Source organism: Streptomyces sp. NPDC052496, assembly GCF_040679095.1.
Taxonomy (GTDB): domain Bacteria; phylum Actinomycetota; class Actinomycetes; order Streptomycetales; family Streptomycetaceae; genus Streptomyces.
In genome coordinates this window covers 164,148-180,684 of record NZ_JBFAUH010000009.1, presented here as the reverse complement: position 1 = coordinate 180,684, position 16,537 = coordinate 164,148, and the positions used below count along the sequence as shown (strand labels likewise).

The following is a 16,537-nucleotide window of genomic DNA, read 5'->3' as shown; positions in this document are numbered from 1 at the left end:
TGAATCGGGTGCCTTCTCCGCAGACCCGGCCGGTCCATGACACGGACCGGCCTCATCCGAAACGCTGGTGGGCCCTGGGTGTGCTGTGCCTGAGCCTGCTGATCATCGTGATGGCGAACACCTCGCTCACCGTCGCGGCCCCCGACATGACCGCCGACCTGGGCCTGTCCAGCTCCGACCTGCAGTGGGTCATCGACGCGTACACCGTCCCGTACGCCGCGCTGATGCTGATGCTCGGCGCCGTCGGCGACAAGTACAGCCGCCGCGGGGCCCTCGTCCTCGGCCTGCTGGTCTTCGCCGGCGGCTCGGTCGCGGGCGCCCTGGTGGACAGCTCCGGCGGGGTGATCGCGGCGCGTGCCGTGATGGGCGTCGGCGCGGCCATGATCATGCCCGCGACGCTGTCCCTGCTGGCCGCCACCTTCCCGCGCGGCGAACGCGCGCTCGCCATCACCATCTGGACCGCGACCGCCGGACTCGCCATCGCCGTCGGCCCGCTCGTCGCCGGCGCGCTGCTGGAGGACCACGGCTGGTCCTCGTCCTTCCTGATCAACGTGCCGGTCGCCGCCCTCGGCATCGTCGGCGCGCTGCTGGTCGTCCCGGCGTCCAAGGCGGGCCACAGCGACCGCCTGGACTACGTCGGCGGCCTGCTGTCCGTCGTCTGGGTCGGCTCGCTGATCTACATGCTCATCCAGGGCCCGCACTTCGGCTGGGACGCCCGCGCCGTCGGCGCCGCGGTGGCCGCCGGAGCCGGTCTGCTCCTCTTCGTGGTCTGGGAGCTGCGCCACCCGCGCCCGGTGCTGGACGTACGCCGCTTCGCCCACCGCGGCTTCGCCGGCTCCAACCTCGCCGTGGCCCTCTTCTTCCTCGCGGTGTTCGGCGCGTTCTACTACCTCACCCAGCACCTCCAGTTCGTCCTGGGCTACTCCCCGCTGGACACCGGCATACGGATGCTGCCGCTGGCCGGCGCGGTCTTCGTGGGCGCCGCGCTGACCGGCTTCCTGACGCCGCGGCTGGGCATGAAGGTCACGGTGACCGCCGGCATGGTGGGCGGCACGGTCGCCCTCGCCCTGCTCACCCGCGTCGACGCCGGTTCCTCGTACGGCGACTTCCTGGCCCCGCTGATCGTTCTGGGCCTGGCCATCGGCCTGTCCCTGTCGCCGTGCACGGACGCCATCATGGGCGCCTTCCCGGAGGACCAGCTCGGCGTCGGCGGCGCCGTCAACGACACCTCCATCGAGCTGGGCGGCTCGCTCGGCATCGCCGTCCTCGGCTCCGTCCTGGCGAACACGTACTCCGCCAAGCTGTCCGACGCGGCGTCCGCAGCCGCCGCACACGGCGGCCCGAAGCTGCCGGGCAGCGCCCTGTCCACCGCGCAGGACTCGGTGGGCGCCGGACTCGCGGTCGCCAAGGAGGTCGGCAGGCAGGTCGCGAGCGGCGCCGCCCCCAAGGTGGGCCCGGAGAAGGCGCAGGCGCTCGGCCTCCAGCAGGCCCAGGCGGTCGCGGACGCGGTGCGCGGGGCGTTCTCCGACGCGGTGGCGCACACCAGCCTGGTCGGCGCGGTCGTACTCGGCGTGGGCACGGTGCTGGTCGCCGTACTGCTGCCGCGCCGCCGCCGTACGCAGCAGCCGGACGCGGCCGCGGAGGCCCCCCGCGAACCGGTCGCGGCGGGCAGCGGCAGCGCGTCCCCGCGCGGCTGAGCGGCCGGGAACGCGGACCACGGACCCCGGCGGCCGGTGCCGCCGGGGTCCGTGGCGAGGTCAGGCCTGGGCCTGGTGGATCTTCCAGTCGGCGACGTCCGAACTGCGGTTGTAGTACGCGTTGGTGCACAGGTCGTACTTGGCGTCCGTGAGCGCGCTCGTCCGGTTGGTCTCCAGGAAGCCTCCGTTGTCCCCGTACAGGTTCCACAGGTGGACCACGTCACCGATCCGGATGTTCTGGTCCGCCGGGCTGGACGCCCGCGCGAAGATCCGCCAGCGCCCGGTGCCCTGGGCGCGGTCCCTGGCCTGGGACGTGGACACGTCGTACTTGGCGCCGGCGTTCTTCTGCTCGTCGGTGGCGTGACCGTTGGTGTCCAGGTAACCGCCGTCACCGCCGTAGAGGTTGCGCAGGTAGACCACATCGCCGCTCACGACGGGCTGGCCGGCGGCCTTGCCGGTCGCGGAGAGGACCTCCCAGGTGCCGGTGCCCTTGCCCCGGGTGGGCGTGTCGGCGGTCGCGACCTGGTACTTCGCGCCCGACGCACTGCTGTGGCTGTTGCTGTCCAGGTAACCGCCCTGCCAGCTGTTGTAGCCGTTCTGAAGGTGGATCTGCGCGCCGTACCTGAGCTCGTTCGCCATCGGGCCTCCTCGGCTGGATGACCGCGAGCGCGGACCGCGACCCGGCACGGGCGGGGACCGCACTCGGTGGACGTCCCCCATCCTGAGGCCGGACAGCGCGGCGCGGACCGAGTTCGCGACGTTGTCCGAATGGCGTCCGTGCCGGTTTCGGCCACGCGGCGGGGACGGCCGTCGCCGGCCCGTGTGCCCGGCCACGTCAGGGCCGCCGGGCCGATTGTCAGTGGCAGGTGCCACGATGCAATCGGCCCGGTGGTGGTGCAGGGCCGTGGGGTGGCAGCGAATGAGGGGTGGAAGCTGATGGGTACGTGGGGTGCCGGACCGTTCGACGGTGACGCGGCGGCGGACTTCCTGGGGGAACTGGCCGCGATGCCGCAGGACCGGCGGCTCGGCGCGATACGGGGTGTGCTGTCCACGGCCGCCGCCGAACGGGACTACCTGGAGGCCCCGGAAGCCGAGATGGCGGTGGCCGCGGCGGCCCTGCTCGCCGCCGCCCGCGCCGGCCGTGCGCTCCCGGACGGCCTGGCGTACGGGCCGCAGCTGACGATCGGCCCGCCGCCGCAGCAGCTCGCCGTGCTGGCGGGCCACGCCCTGGACCGGGTCCTCGCCCCGGACTCGGAGCTGGCCGAGCTGTGGGACGAGTCGGACGGCGGCGGCCGGGAGTGGCGGGCCGGCCTGGCGCGCCTGCGCGCGGAACTGACCGGGCGTACGGACTGAGAAGACGGGGCCCGGCCGTCCGCCGCCACGCCGCTCACCTGCCGTGCTTCGTAGCGGCCCGGCACCTACGGTGGACCGCGGAGCGTCCCCGCCCCGTCGGCCGAGGAGGAATGGTGGAGTACCGCACGCTCGGACGGTCGGGCCTGAAGGTGTCCCGGCTCGTGCTCGGCACCCTCAACGTGGGCGCGCGCGAGCAGTTCGCACAGCTCGGCGGGCTCGGTACGGACGAGGCCCGCCGGCTGTTCGACATCGCCCTGGACGCCGGGGTGAACATGATCGACACTGCGAACATGTACTCCTTCGGCCAGGCCGAGGAGATCACCGGCGAGGCGCTGCGCGGCCGCCGGGACGACGTCCTGCTCGCCTCGAAGGTGCGGATGCAGGTCGGCGACGGGCCCAACGAGGGCGGCTCGTCCGCGTACAGCGTCCTGCGCGAGGTCGAGCGCAGCCTGCGCCGCCTCCAGACCGACCACCTGGACCTGCTCTACCTGCACCAGTGGGACGGCCAGACGCCGGTCGAGGAGACCCTGACCGCCCTGGACCGGCTGGTCGCCGACGGCAAGGTCCGCTATCTCGGCGTCTCGAACTTCAACGGCTGGCAGCTCATGAAGACGCTGTACACCGCGCGGCTGCACCGCCTGGCCGCGCCGGTGGCCCAGCAGGTCTACTACACCCCCGAGGCCCGCGAGGCGGAGTACGAGATCCTCCCGGCCGCCCTGGACCAGGGCCTGGGCACGCTGGTCTGGAGCCCGCTGGGGGAGGGGCTGCTCAGCGGCAAGGTCCGGCGCGGGCAGCCGGTGCCGTCCACCACCCGGCAGGGCACCGACTGGCCCGAGCCGCACGTGGTCGACAAGGAACGGGCCTACGACATCATCGAGTGCCTGGCCGGCATCGCCGAGGCGCACGGCACGTCCGTACCGCGGGTGGTGCTCGCCTGGCTGCTCGGCCGCCCCGGCGTCACCGGCCTGGTGATCGGCGCCCGCAACGAGGAGCAGCTGCGCGACGACCTCGCCGCCACCGAGCTGCGGCTGACCGAGGCCGAGACCGCCCGCCTGACGGCACTCTCCCAGCTGCCCGCCTACTACCCGTACTGGCACCGCGTCCTGAACGCCTCCGACCGCCCCGACCCGGCCGAGGCGCCCTTCCTGGACGGCTGGAAACGGGCCATGGGCGGCTGAACCGGGCGCGGGCCGGGGCGCCGCCCCGGCCCGCGAAGCCCTCTCACACCGGCCGCAGCCAGACCGTCGCCAGCGGCGGCAGCACCGGCGTGATCGACGCCGGCCGCCCGTGCCACGGCACGGCCGTGTCGGGCACCAGCGGCTCGGGGTTGGCCACCCCGCTCCCGCCGTACCGCGCCTCGTCGGTGTTCAGGACCTCCCGCCACGCCGCCACCTCCTCCGGCACGCCCAGCGGATACGCGTGCCGCACCACCGGCGAGAAGTTGGAGACCGCCAGCAGCGGCGTGCCGTCCGTGCCGTAGCGCAGGAAGGCGAAGACGTTGTCCTCGCTGGCACCGCCGTCGATCCAGGAGAAGCCCTCCGGCACGGTGTCCTGCTCCCACAGCGCGGGCGTGTCCGTGTAGCGGCGGTTCAGGTCGCGCACCAGGTCCCGTACGCCCCGGTGGTCGGGCTCGGCCGAGTACGACGGGTCCAGCAGCCACCAGTCCGGACCGTGCCCCTCCGCCCACTCCGCCCCCTGCGCGAACTCCTGCCCCATGAACAGCAGCTGCTTGCCCGGGTGCGCCCACATGAACCCGAGGTACGCCCGCTGGGTGGCCCGCTGCTGCCACCAGTCGCCGGGCATCTTGGAGACCAGCGACCGCTTGCCGTGCACCACCTCGTCGTGCGAGATGGGCAGCACGTAGTTCTCCGAGTACGCGTACACCATCGAGAACGTCATCTCGTTGTGGTGGTACTTGCGGTGCACCGGCTCCTTGCTGACGTACCCCAGCGAGTCGTGCATCCAGCCCATGTTCCACTTCAGCCCGAAGCCCAGCCCGCCGAAACCGCCGGGCCCCACGTGGTGGGTGGCGCGGGTGACCCCGTCCCAGGCGGTGGACTCCTCGGCGACCGTGACGACGCCGGGGCAGCGCCGGTAGACGGTGGCGTTCATCTCCTGGAGGAAGGCCACCGCGTCCAGGTTCTCCCGCCCGCCGTGCGCATTGGGCGTCCACTCGCCGCTCTCCCGCGAATAGTCGAGGTAGAGCATGGAGGCGACGGCGTCCACCCGCAGCCCGTCGATGTGGAACTCCTCGCACCAGTACACCGCGTTGGCGACCAGGAAGTTGCGCACCTCGGCCCGGCCGTAATCGAATTCGAGGGTGCCCCAGTCGGGGTGCGCGGCCCGCGCCGGGTCCTCGTGCTCGTACAGCGGCCGCCCGTCGAACTCCGCCAGCGCCCACTCGTCCCGCGGGAAGTGCGCCGGCACCCAGTCCATCAGCACGCCGATACCGGCCCGGTGCAACGCGTCGACCAGGTACTTGAAGTCGTCGGGGGTGCCCATCCGGGCGGTCGGCGCGTAGAAGCCGGTGACCTGGTAGCCCCAGGACCCGCCGAAGGGGTGCTCGGCGACCGGCATCAGCTCGACGTGGGTGAAGCCCAGGTCCTTGACGTAGGCGGGCAGCTGCTGGGCGAGCTGGCGGTAGGTGAGCCCGGGACGCCAGGAGCCCAGGTGCACCTCGTAGACGGAGAACGGCGCCGCGTGCACCGGCCGCTCGGCGCGCCGCTCCATCCAGTCCGCGTCCTGCCACCGGTGGTGCGAGGCGTGCACGACCGAGGCGTTGGCGGGCGGGCACTCCGTACGGCGCGCCATCGGGTCCGCGCGCAGCGTCTTCGAGCCGTCCGGCCGGGTGATCTCGAACTTGTACAGCTCACCCTCGCCCAGCCCCGGCAGGAACAGCTCCCACACCCCGGACGACCCGAGCGAGCGCATCGGGAAGCCGGTGCCGTCCCAGTAGTTGAAGTTGCCGACCACGCGCACCCCCAGGGCGTTCGGCGCCCAGACGGTGAAGCGGGTGCCGGTCACCTCCTGGTGCACCATCGGCAGCGCGCCCATCGCCCGCCACAGCTCCTCGTGCCGGCCCTCGCCGAACAGGTGCAGGTCCAGCTCACCGACGGCGGGCAGGAAGCGGTACGGGTCGTGCACGGTCACGTCGTTGTCCTCGTACGAGACCAGCAGCTCGTACTCGGGGACCGCGGACAGCGGCAGCACCCCGCCGAACAGGCCGTCGCCCTCGTCGTGCAGATCGGCCCGCAGGCCCTTGGCGAGGACGGTGACGGCCCGCGCGTACGGGCGCAGCACGCGGAAGAGCACACCGCCGCGCACCGGGTGCGCGCCGAGCAGGCCGTGCGGGTCGTGGTGCGCGCCGGACAGCAGCCGGCCGCGGTCGCCGGGACCGAGCGGCGGGGCGGTGCGCACGCCGTGGCTGCCGCCGCTGGGCTCGGCGGCGGATCCGGCGGCGGGGCCGGAGCCGTCGGCCAGGGCCCCCTCGGCACCCGGCAGGGGCTCGCCGTGGTCCCGCTGGTGCGGCGGACGCTCGGCGGACGACGGCGCGGGCGACGGGGCGGCGGGCGCGGTGGGGGAGGCGGCTCGGCCGGGCCCGGCAGGCTCATCACGCCCCGGCAGGAAGGTCGCCGGGACACCGGACCGGCCGGCGGGTGCCTCCGGGGACGTGTCCCGGACGGCCGTGCCACGGGCGGGCGCGGGTTCTTGCGATGGGCGGCGGGACGACGAACGGGCGGTCACGAGAGGAGCCTCCTCGGCCAGATGTCAGATGTCAGGTGTCAGGGGTGTCTGAGATGTCTGAGGTATCCGGGGTGCGGGGGTCTGGCGCACACCGGGTACGCCGGGCCCGCGGGCGGGACCGCCGGTGCCGCACCCTCCGGTGTCGGTGCTCCGTAGAGCTCCGGGTGGCCCGCTCCCGCCGTTTCATGCGCGCCCATCGGACCCGTCCAGGCCCGGCCCGGTACACGGGTCCGTAGCGGCGGCGCCCCGGGACGACTGCGCCCCCGCCAGCCGCCGCACCGCGGCCATCGGCACGGGCAGCCAGTTCGGCCGGTGGCGGGCCTCGTACAGCACCTCGTAGACGGCCTTGTCCGTCTCGTAGGCACGCATCAGCTCGGGCGCCGAGCGCGGATCGAGCCCGCCGGCCTCCGCGTACCCGAGGCAGTACGCGGCCCGGGTGCGCCGGGCCCACTCCAGCGACCACGGATCGCCGCCCGAAGGGCCGCTGCGCGCCGCGTAGTCGAACGAGCGCAGCATGGCCGCCACGTCCCGCACCGCGGGCTGCGGGCGCCGCCGCTCGGCCAGCGGCCGGGACGGCTCGCCCTCGAAGTCGATCAGCGACCAGCGGCCCTCGTCGGCGGTCCGCAGCGTCTGGCCCAGGTGCAGGTCACCGTGGATGCGCTGGGCGGACCAGGCCCGGCCGTCGTGCCCGAGCGCCGCGAGTTCGTCGAAGGCGGTGCGCAGCCGCGCGCAGTACGGCCGCAGGGCGGGCACCACGCGCGCGGTGGCCACCAGCCGTTCGTTCATCTGCGCGGCGATCGCGTCGAGTTGGGGGCGGCGCAGCTCGGTGGTGGGCAGCGTCTCGGCCAGCGCGGTGTGCACCTCGGCGGTGGCGTGCCCGAGGGCCCGCGCCGAGCTGGTGAAGTCGGCCTGGACGGCGAGCGCGTTGAGGGCCAGCTGCCAGCCGTCGGCGGAGCCGCTCAGATAGGGCTGGAGCACGCCGAGCGTGACCGGCTCGCCCTCGTCCCCCTCCGGGTCGGTCTCGAACCACGCGGCGGGCGCCGGCACCCGGCCGCACTTGGCGCGGGCCAGCGCCAGCGGCAGTTCCAGGTCCGGGTTGAGGCCGGGCGCGGTCCGCCGGAACACCTTGAGGATGTACGCATCGCCGTAGACCACCGAGGAGTTGGTCTGCTCGGCGGTGACCGGGCGGGCCGGCAGCCCGGAGGAGATGGTGCTGCCGTCCACCCGGCAGAACCGCAGCCCGCCGAGCCGCCCCGGCACCCGCAGCCGCTCCAGCAGGAGCGCGCACAGCCGGTTGTCCAGCAGCGCGTCGTAGACCGTGCGCCCGTGCAGCGGGCCGCCGGCGGGGCGGCCGATCACGGCGGGGGCGAGCTGCGGCGGCAGGGCGCTGTGCACACCGAGCAGGAGCTGGTAGCAGTCCGCGTTCGCCGCCGGGCCCGCGGGCGGGGCGGCGGCGTGATCGGCCGGGCTCCCCGGCGGGGCCGGGTGCGGGGCTCCGGGGGGAGCCGCCGACTGCTGCGCCCGTACGAGCAGGTGCAGCAGCCCCGGTGTGGCGCCACCCGCCGCGCACGGCAGCAACTCGGTCGCCGACACCAGCTGGAATCCCGTGATCGGCCGCCCTTTGCCGGCGAACCACCGCTGCCGCGGCAGCCATTCGCTGAGCAGGGGAACGAGTGAGGACAACAGCGCGGGCGCGGTGGTCGAGAGGCGGTCATGCGAACTGCGGATGGCACGGGTCGAGGCGGTCTCCGACATGGCGTCGCGTCCTTTCCCCGGGCACACGACAGGTAGGGCAAAGTGTCCCGGAATGCGGCCTTGACTGTGCGGCGGTGCGGGACGTGTCGGGTGAGGATCGTCCGTACGGCAGCGGCGTCCGTGGGGATTACCCCTGACGCCGGGGTTTCGGCGCTGGCTCACCCGGCCCGTGCGGTAGTAGGGAGACTGCCCGTGGGGGCGGTCGGAAAACGCCCGTACCCGCTTCGCGGGCGGTTACGGGCGGTGGTTTTCCGCCGCCCTGCACGTGCGCCGGTACAGTCGCTAGACCGCCCCCCTCCGCAGCCGGAACCAATAGAAGCCGTGCCCTGCCAGGGTCAGCAGATAGGGCCATTCGCCGATGGGCGGGAAACGGACGCCGCCGATCAGCTCGACCGGGTGCCGTCCGTTGAATGTGCGCAGGTCCAGTTCGGTGGGCTGCGCGAAACGCGAGAAATTGTGCACGCACAGCACCAGGTCGTCCTGGTATTCGCGCAGGAAGGCCAGCACCGCGGGGTTGGACGAGGGGAGTTCGGTGTAGGTGCCCAGGCCGAACGCCAGGTTCTGCTTCCGGATCTCGATCATGCGGCGGGTCCAGTGGAGCAGCGACGACGGCGAGGACATCGACGCCTCGACGTTGGTGACCTGGTAGCCGTAGACCGGGTCCATGATGGTCGGCAGGAAGAGCCGGCCGGGGTCGCAGGAGGAGAAGCCGGCGTTGCGGTCGGGCGTCCACTGCATCGGTGTGCGGACCGCGTCCCGGTCGCCGAGCCAGATGTTGTCGCCCATGCCGATCTCGTCGCCGTAATACAGGATCGGCGAGCCCGGCAGCGACAGCAGCAGCGCGGTGAACAGCTCGATCTGGTTGCGGTCGTTGTCGAGCAGCGGGGCCAGCCGGCGGCGGATGCCGATATTGGCCCGCATGCGCGGGTCCTTGGCATATTCCGCATACATATAGTCGCGCTCTTCGTCCGTGACCATTTCGAGCGTCAGCTCGTCGTGGTTGCGCAGGAAGATGCCCCACTGGCAGTTGGCCGGAATGGCCGGGGTCTTCGCCAGGATTTCCGAGACCGGGTAGCGCGATTCCCGGCGGACCGCCATGAAGATGCGCGGCATGACCGGGAAATGGAACGCCATGTGGCATTCGTCCCCGCCCTTGGAGTAGTCACCGAAATAGTCGACCACGTCCTCCGGCCACTGGTTGGCCTCGGCCAGCAGCACCGTGTCCGGGTAATGCGCGTCGATCTCCGCCCGGACGTGCTTGAGGAAGGCGTGCGAGGCGGGCAGGTTCTCGCAGTTGGTGCCCTCCTCGGCGTACAGGTACGGGACCGCGTCCAGCCGGAACCCGTCGATCCCCAGGTCCAGCCAGAAGCGCAGCGCGGAGAGCATCTCCTCCTGGACGGCCGGGTTCTCGTAGTTCAGGTCCGGCTGGTGGGAGAAGAAGCGGTGCCAGAAGTACTGCTTGCGCACCGGGTCGAAGGTCCAGTTGGACGCCTCGGTGTCGACGAAGATGATGCGCGCGTCCTGGTACTGCTTGTCGTCGTCGGCCCAGACGTAGTAATCGCCGTACGGCCCGTCCGGGTCGGTGCGCGACTCCTGGAACCACGGGTGCTGGTCGCTGGTGTGGTTCATGACGAAGTCGATGATCACCCGCATCCCGCGCTGGTGCGCGGCGTCCACGAACTCCACGAAGTCGGCCAGGTCGCCGAATTCCGGGAGCACGGCGGTGTAGTCCGAGACATCGTAACCACCGTCCCGCAGCGGTGACTTGAAGAACGGCGGCAGCCACAGGCAGTCCACGCCCAGCCACTGGAGATAGTCCAGTTTGGCCGTGATGCCCTTGAGGTCGCCGATGCCGTCGCCGTTGCTGTCCTGGAAGGAACGCACCAGGACCTCGTAGAAGACGGCCCGTTTGAACCAGTCGGGATCGCGGTCCTTGGCCGGCGTGTCCTCGAACTTGTCCGGGACGGGCTCGTTGACGATCAATTGGGTGACCCTCCGATCGGTGAGGACGGTCGCAGGGAGAACAGGTGCGCGGGCGCCGGTGCACGGCCCGGATCGAGGCGCACATAGTTGTCCCTGCCCCAGTGGTAGGTCTCGCCGGTGAGCTCGTCGCGCACCGGGACGGAATCGTGCCAATCGAGGCCGAGTTCCGGCATGTCCAACGACACCGTCGCCTCGTGGGTGTGGTGCGGGTCGAGGTTGACGACGGTCAGCACGGTGTCGGCTCCGGCCCCGTTCCCGGCCCGTTTGGAATAGGCGAGGACGGCGTCGTTGTCGACGTGGTGGAAATGGAGGTCGCGCAGCTGCTGGAGTGCCGGGTGGCGGCGTCGCAAGCGGTTCAGAGCGGTGATGAGGGGTGCGATGCTACGTCCCTGGCGCGCCGCTGTCTCCCAGTCCCGGGGCCTGAGTTGGTACTTCTCGGAATCCAGGTACTCCTCGCTGCCACTTCGTACCGGCGTCGACTCGCACAGCTCGAATCCGGCGTAGACGCCCCACGTCGGGGAGAGGGTGGCGGCCAGTACGGCCCGTACCTCGAACGCGGGCCGGCCGCCGTGCTGCAGATAGGCGTGGAGGATGTCCGGCGTATTGACGAAGAAATTCGGCCGCATGTACGAGGCCGATTCCCGCGACAGCTCGGTGAGGTACTCGGTCAGCTCGTGCTTGGAGTTGCGCCAGGTGAAATAGGTGTACGACTGCTGGAACCCGATCTGCGCCAGCGTGCGCATCATGGCCGGCCGGGTGAACGCCTCGGCCAGGAAGATGACGTCCGGATCCGTGCGGTTGACGTCCGCGATGACCTTCTCCCAGAAGAGCACCGGCTTGGTGTGCGGGTTGTCCACCCGGAAGATGCGTACCCCGCGCTCCATCCAGCAGCGCAGCAGCCGCTCCGTCTCCCGCACCAGGCCGTTCAGGTCCGCGTCGAACGCGATGGGGTAGATGTCCTGGTACTTCTTCGGCGGGTTCTCGGCGTAGGCGATGGAGCCGTCCGCCCGGTGGTGGAACCACTCGGGGTGCTCGGTGACCCAGGGGTGGTCCGGCGAGCACTGGAGGGCGAAGTCCAGCGCCACCTCCATCCGCAGGTCGCGCGCCGTACGGACGAAGTGCTCGAAGTCCTCGAAGGTGCCGAGGTCCGGGTGGAGGGCGTCGTGCCCGCCCTCGGCCGAGCCGATGGCCCACGGCGACCCCACGTCGTGCGGGCCCGCGGAGAGCGCGTTGTTGGGGCCCTTGCGGTAGGAGGTGCCGATGGGGTGCACGGGCGGCAGGTAGACCACGTCGAAGCCCATGGCCGCGACGGCCGGCAGCCGTTCGGCGGCGGTCCGGAACGTGCCGCTGACCGGTGCGGCGCCCTTGCGGACCACCGCGCCCTCCGAGCGCGGGAACAGCTCGTACCACGACCCGAACAGGGCGCGGCGGCGCTCGACCAGCAGCGGCACCGTCCGCGAGGCGGTGACCAGTTCACGCAGTGGATGCCGGGCCAGCGCGCCGGTCACCTCGGGCGTGAGCGCGGCGGCGAGCCGGGTCGCGGCGGGCAGCTGGGTGTCGCGCAGGGCGTCCACGGCGGCCAGCACGGCTTCCCGGCCGTCTCTCTTGGGCACGCCCTCGGCGGCGCGCTCGTGCAGCGCCGCGCCCTCGGCCAGGACCAGTTCGGTGTCGATACCGGCCGGGATCTTGATGCCGGCGTGGTGACGCCAGGTGGCCACCGGGTCCGACCAGCCTTCGACACCGTACGTCCAGCGGCCCTCCACGTCCGGGGTGACCTCGGCGCCCCAGCGGTCCGTGCCGGGCGCCAGTTCGCGCATCGGGGTCCAGGGGCCCGGCCGGCCCAGGGGGTCGCGCAGGACGACGTTGGCGGCGACCGCGTCGTGGCCCTCGCGGAAGACGGTGGCCGAGATCTCGAAGGTCTCACCGACCACCGCTTTCGCCGGACGACGGCCGCAGTCGATCAGGGGGCGGAGGTCGAGCACGGGGATGCGGCCGATCATGGGGTCACCTGACGGTTGGGAAGTGCTACCGAATTCTGTCCTTTCTATCGTTTTTGTGGCGGATGGACGGGCTGCGGGCATGGGCTCTCCTGTCCGCTTTCACTCGGTTGGCGGATGGGGCGGCGCGGGAAGCCGTGCGGCGCGCCGGGGCGCAAGAGCGGTACCGCACAAGCCTTCCCGTGGCGCACGGGCGGGCAATCGGGCCGTCCGCGCACTACCGGTACGTAACCGCGGATCGGAATATGACCGGGGCTACGGCAGCGCCCGCAGGCGGTACGGACGCCTCCGGGGTGCCCGGCCTTCGCCCCGCCCGTACGGGGTACGAAGCCGCGCCACCCTGGGCTCATCAACGGCGCTGACCTGCAACAACATGACCGGCGAGCCGGGGCCCGCCGCTCGGGGCCGATGCCTGGCCGCCGCGGCGGCCGGCGCGTTCCGCACCTCCTTCGGTCCGGCCCGCCGGTGGGGCGAGAGGTGGAGCGCGGCCGCGCCGGCTGCGTGCGGGGCGGCCGTGGTCGTACCGGAGCGGGTCCGCTTCGCAGTGTCCCCCGAGTTCCACGCCGATGTGATGTCCACACCCGGTGCGAACAGGCCGACTTCCGTGCCCAGTTGGAGAACGCGGCCCGCCGGGCACCGACGTCGCCCGCGGGGATCCGAACGGGAGTGCGCGGAGGCGGGGGGCCGACCGTACCGGCAGCGGAAGGCGGGTGGGGGAGCAGGGGCGGGACGGGCCGGAACGCGCCGCCGTGGCGCGCCGCGCCGTCTCCCACGATGGCCGGAAGGCGCCCGTCGCGCGACCGGCTCGGCCGAACGGGTGACGGCCCAAGGGCCCTGCGGATCATGGCAGTTGGCGTCCGGATGCGACCGGATTCCGGGGTACCGGGCGAATCGGGCGGGGGTGCGCCGCTACCTTCGTAGCGTGAAGGCCATTCGTCGGTTCACCGTGCGCCCCGTCCTCCCGGAGCCCCTGCGACCCCTCAGCGACCTGGCGCGCAATCTGCGCTGGTCCTGGCACCCCGAGACCCGCGAACTGTTCCACGCCATAGCCCCCGCCGGCCGGCGCCGGGCGGGGCTGGACCCCGTACGGCTGCTGAGCACCGTCTCCGCCGAGCGGCTCGCGGAGCTGGCCGGGGACCGCAGATTCCTGCGCCGCCTCGGCGCGGCCGCCGACGACCTGCAGGACTACCTCACCGGCCAGCGCTGGTACCAGAGCGCCCAGCTGGGCGGCCGGGACGGCCGGCTGCCCGAGGCGATCGCCTACTTCTCGCCCGAATTCGGCATCACCGCCGCGCTGCCCCAGTACTCCGGCGGCCTCGGCATCCTGGCCGGCGACCACCTCAAGGCGGCCAGCGACCTCGGCGTCCCGCTCATCGGGGTCGGCCTGCTCTACCGGCACGGCTACTTCCGCCAGTCGCTCTCCCGCGAAGGGTGGCAGCAGGAGCACTACCCGGTGCTGGACCCCAACGAGCTGCCCCTGGACCTGCTGCGGGAGGCCGACGGGACGCCCGCCCAGGTCGCCCTCGCGCTGCCCGGCGGGCGGCAGCTGCGGTCGCTCGTGTGGGTGGCCAGGGTCGGGCGGGTGCCGCTGTTGCTCCTGGACTCCGACGTGGAGGAGAACGCGCCGGGCGAGCGGGACGTGACCGACCGGCTGTACGGCGGGGGCAGCGAGCACCGCCTGTTGCAGGAGATGCTGCTGGGGATCGGCGGGGTCCGGGCCGTACGGACGTACTGCCGGCTCACCGGGCACGCCGCGCCCGAGGTGTTCCACACGAACGAGGGACACGCGGGCTTCCTCGGCCTGGAGCGCATCCGGGAGCTGGCGGACGCCGGCCGCGAAGGCGGCCCCGGCGAGGCCGGCGGGCCGGTCGGCCTGGACTTCGACGGCGCCCTGGAGACCGTACGCGCCGGTACGGTCTTCACCACCCACACCCCCGTTCCCGCCGGCATCGACCGCTTCGACCGCGAACTGGTCGCCCGGCACTTCGGCGAGGCGGCGGAGCTGCCCGGCATCGACGTCGAGCGGATCCTCGCCCTCGGCCTGGAGACCTACCCCGGCGGCGAGCCCAACTGCTTCAACATGGCGGTGATGGGGCTGCGGCTGGCCCAGCGCGCCAACGGCGTCTCCACCCTGCACGGCCGCGTCAGCCGGGAGATGTTCGCCGGGCTGTGGCCGGGCTTCGACCCGGAGGACGTCCCGATCACCTCGGTGACCAACGGGGTGCACGCGCCCACCTGGGTCGCCCCCGAGGTCTTCCGGCTGGGCGCCCGCCAGATCGGCGCCGGCCGCACCGAGGACGCGCTCTCCGTCGGCGACTCACGGCGCTGGTCGGCGGTGGCCGACATCCCCGACGCGGACGTCTGGGACCTGCGGCGGGTGCTGCGCGAACAGCTCGTGGAGGAGGTGCGGCGGCGGCTGCACGTCTCCTGGCGCCAGCGCGGCGCCGGCGCCGCCGAACTGGGCTGGATCGACGGCGTGCTGGACCCGGAGGTCCTGACCATCGGCTTCGCCCGCCGGGTGCCGTCCTACAAGCGGCTCACCCTGATGCTGCGCGACCGCGACCGCCTGATGGAACTGCTGCTGCACCGCGAGCGGCCGATCCAGATCGTCGTCGCGGGCAAGGCCCACCCCGCCGACGACGGCGGCAAGCGCCTCGTGCAGGAGCTGGTCCGCTTCGCCGACGACCCGCGGGTACGGCAGCGGCTGGTCTTCCTGCCCGATTACGGCATGGCCATGGCGCAGAAGCTCTACCCCGGCTGCGACGTCTGGCTCAACAACCCGCTGCGCCCGCTGGAGGCCTGCGGCACCTCCGGCATGAAGGCGGCGCTCAACGGCTGTCTGAACCTGTCCGTCCTCGACGGCTGGTGGGACGAGTGGTACGAGCCGGACTTCGGCTGGTCCATCCCGACCGCCGACGGCCACGCCACCGACGAGAACCGGCGCGACGAACTGGAGGCCAACGCCCTGTACGAGCTGCTGGAGCAGCGGGTCGCGCCGCGCTTCTACGACCGCGACGCGGACGGCGTACCGCAGCGCTGGGTCGAGATGGTCCGGCAGACCCTGGTCAACCTGGGGCCCAAGGTGCTGGCCGGACGTATGGTGCGCGAGTACGTGGAGCGCCTGTACGCCCCCGCCGCCCGCTCCCAGCGCGCGCTCACCCCGCAGGCCGCGACCGAACTGGCCGTCTGGAAGACCCGGGTACGGGCCGCGTGGCCGCAGGTCGCGGTGGACCACGTGGAGACCGGCGCCCTGGTCGTGGACCGCGCCGAGCCCGCCGGCGTACCGGGCGGCCCGCCGAACGGCAGCGCCGAGCTGGGCGCCACCCTGGCGCTGCGGGTCCGCGTCGCCCTCGGCGACCTGGCCCCGGACGACGTGGAGGTGCAGGTCGTCTCGGGCCGGGTGGACGAGTCCGACCGCATCACCGACGCCACGACCGTCCCGCTCAAGCCCACCGGCGGCCCCGACCTGGAAGGCCGCTGGCTCTACGAAGGCCCGCTCGCCCTGGACCGCACCGGCTCCTTCGGCTACACGGTCCGCGTGCTGCCGGCCCACCGGCTGCTGGCGTCCGCGGCCGAGATGGGGCTGCTCGCGGTGCCGTCGGAGGCGACGGGCGAGGAGGCCGGGGTGCTGATGCGCTGAGGGACGGCCGCGGTCCGTACGCGGCCGGGGCACCGCACGTACGGCGTGCGGCGCCCCGGCCCGACCGCTCAGCGGGACAGCAGGAAGTGGACCTGGCGCGGCCTGACCTCCAGGTCGCTCAGGCCCTCGGGTGTCGCCCCCAGTTCGCGGGCGACCTCGGCCGCCGCGCGGAAGGTCTCCTCGGACTCGAAGGAGCCGGTGGTGACGACGGCTTCGCCGTCCGGGGTGACCCAGACCCCGACGGACCGGAAGCCCGGCTGCGACCGGGCCGCCTCGGCGACCTGGTGGCACTGGCCGACGAACTCCTCGACGTGCTCGGGGGCCGGGTAGTGGAAGGCGACGAAACCGAATGCCATGACGGTGTCCCC

Annotated in this window: 10 protein-coding genes; 4 read left to right on the top strand and 6 right to left on the bottom strand. The window is 72.7% G+C overall.

From position 1 onward, the window contains the following. Positions 1 to 8 precede the first annotated feature (8 nt). A complete protein-coding gene (locus tag AB0L45_RS15055; RefSeq protein ID WP_365839785.1) occupies positions 9 to 1,697 on the top strand; it encodes an MFS transporter in 1,689 nt (562 codons plus the stop codon). Positions 1,698 to 1,757: 60 nt separating this feature from the next. On the opposite strand, the gene AB0L45_RS15050 is transcribed toward AB0L45_RS15055, so the two are convergent. After that, on the bottom strand, positions 1,758 to 2,336 hold the full coding sequence (locus tag AB0L45_RS15050) for a hypothetical protein (RefSeq protein ID WP_365839783.1): 579 nt from the start codon (positions 2,334 to 2,336) through the stop codon (positions 1,758 to 1,760). Positions 2,337 to 2,633: 297 nt separating this feature from the next. On the opposite strand from AB0L45_RS15050, the gene AB0L45_RS15045 reads away from it, so the two are divergent. Both AB0L45_RS15045 and AB0L45_RS15040 read left to right on the top strand, forming a co-directional pair. Next, positions 2,634 to 3,050: a DUF4259 domain-containing protein gene (locus AB0L45_RS15045; protein ID WP_365839781.1), complete on the top strand. Its 417-nt coding sequence runs from the start codon at positions 2,634 to 2,636 to the stop codon at positions 3,048 to 3,050. Between the two features lie 110 nt (positions 3,051 to 3,160). Further along, on the top strand, positions 3,161 to 4,228 hold the full coding sequence (locus AB0L45_RS15040) for an aldo/keto reductase (protein WP_365839779.1): 1,068 nt from the start codon (positions 3,161 to 3,163) through the stop codon (positions 4,226 to 4,228). A gap of 43 nt (positions 4,229 to 4,271) precedes the next feature. On the opposite strand, the gene glgB is transcribed toward AB0L45_RS15040, so the two are convergent. The 4 genes from glgB to AB0L45_RS15020 form a co-directional block, all read right to left on the bottom strand. Beyond that, positions 4,272 to 6,794 carry a 1,4-alpha-glucan branching enzyme gene (glgB, locus tag AB0L45_RS15035; protein WP_365839777.1) on the bottom strand — a complete coding sequence of 841 codons (2,523 nt, stop codon included), beginning with the start codon at positions 6,792 to 6,794 and terminating at the stop codon, positions 4,272 to 4,274. A gap of 183 nt (positions 6,795 to 6,977) precedes the next feature. Next, the gene (locus AB0L45_RS15030) at positions 6,978 to 8,549 is read right to left on the bottom strand and encodes a maltokinase (RefSeq protein WP_365839775.1); all 1,572 of its coding nucleotides are present in this window, start codon (positions 8,547 to 8,549) and stop codon (positions 6,978 to 6,980) included. Positions 8,550 to 8,831: 282 nt separating this feature from the next. After that, a complete protein-coding gene (gene treS / locus AB0L45_RS15025; RefSeq protein WP_365839773.1) occupies positions 8,832 to 10,532 on the bottom strand; it encodes a maltose alpha-D-glucosyltransferase in 1,701 nt (566 codons plus the stop codon). Beyond that, a complete protein-coding gene (locus AB0L45_RS15020; protein ID WP_365839771.1) occupies positions 10,529 to 12,532 on the bottom strand; it encodes an alpha-1,4-glucan--maltose-1-phosphate maltosyltransferase in 2,004 nt (667 codons plus the stop codon). The genes treS and AB0L45_RS15020 overlap by 4 nt, the downstream gene beginning before the upstream one ends. Before the next feature lie 919 nt (positions 12,533 to 13,451). On the opposite strand from AB0L45_RS15020, the gene glgP reads away from it, so the two are divergent. Continuing rightward, a complete protein-coding gene (glgP, locus tag AB0L45_RS15015) occupies positions 13,452 to 16,169 on the top strand; it encodes an alpha-glucan family phosphorylase (RefSeq protein ID WP_365839769.1) in 2,718 nt (905 codons plus the stop codon). 68 nt (positions 16,170 to 16,237) lie between these two features. Here the strand turns inward: glgP and AB0L45_RS15010 are convergent, their stop codons facing one another. Then, complete coding sequence (locus tag AB0L45_RS15010; protein ID WP_365839767.1) at positions 16,238 to 16,525, bottom strand: antibiotic biosynthesis monooxygenase; 288 nt, start codon at positions 16,523 to 16,525, stop codon at positions 16,238 to 16,240. Between the last annotated feature and the right edge of the window lie 12 nt (positions 16,526 to 16,537).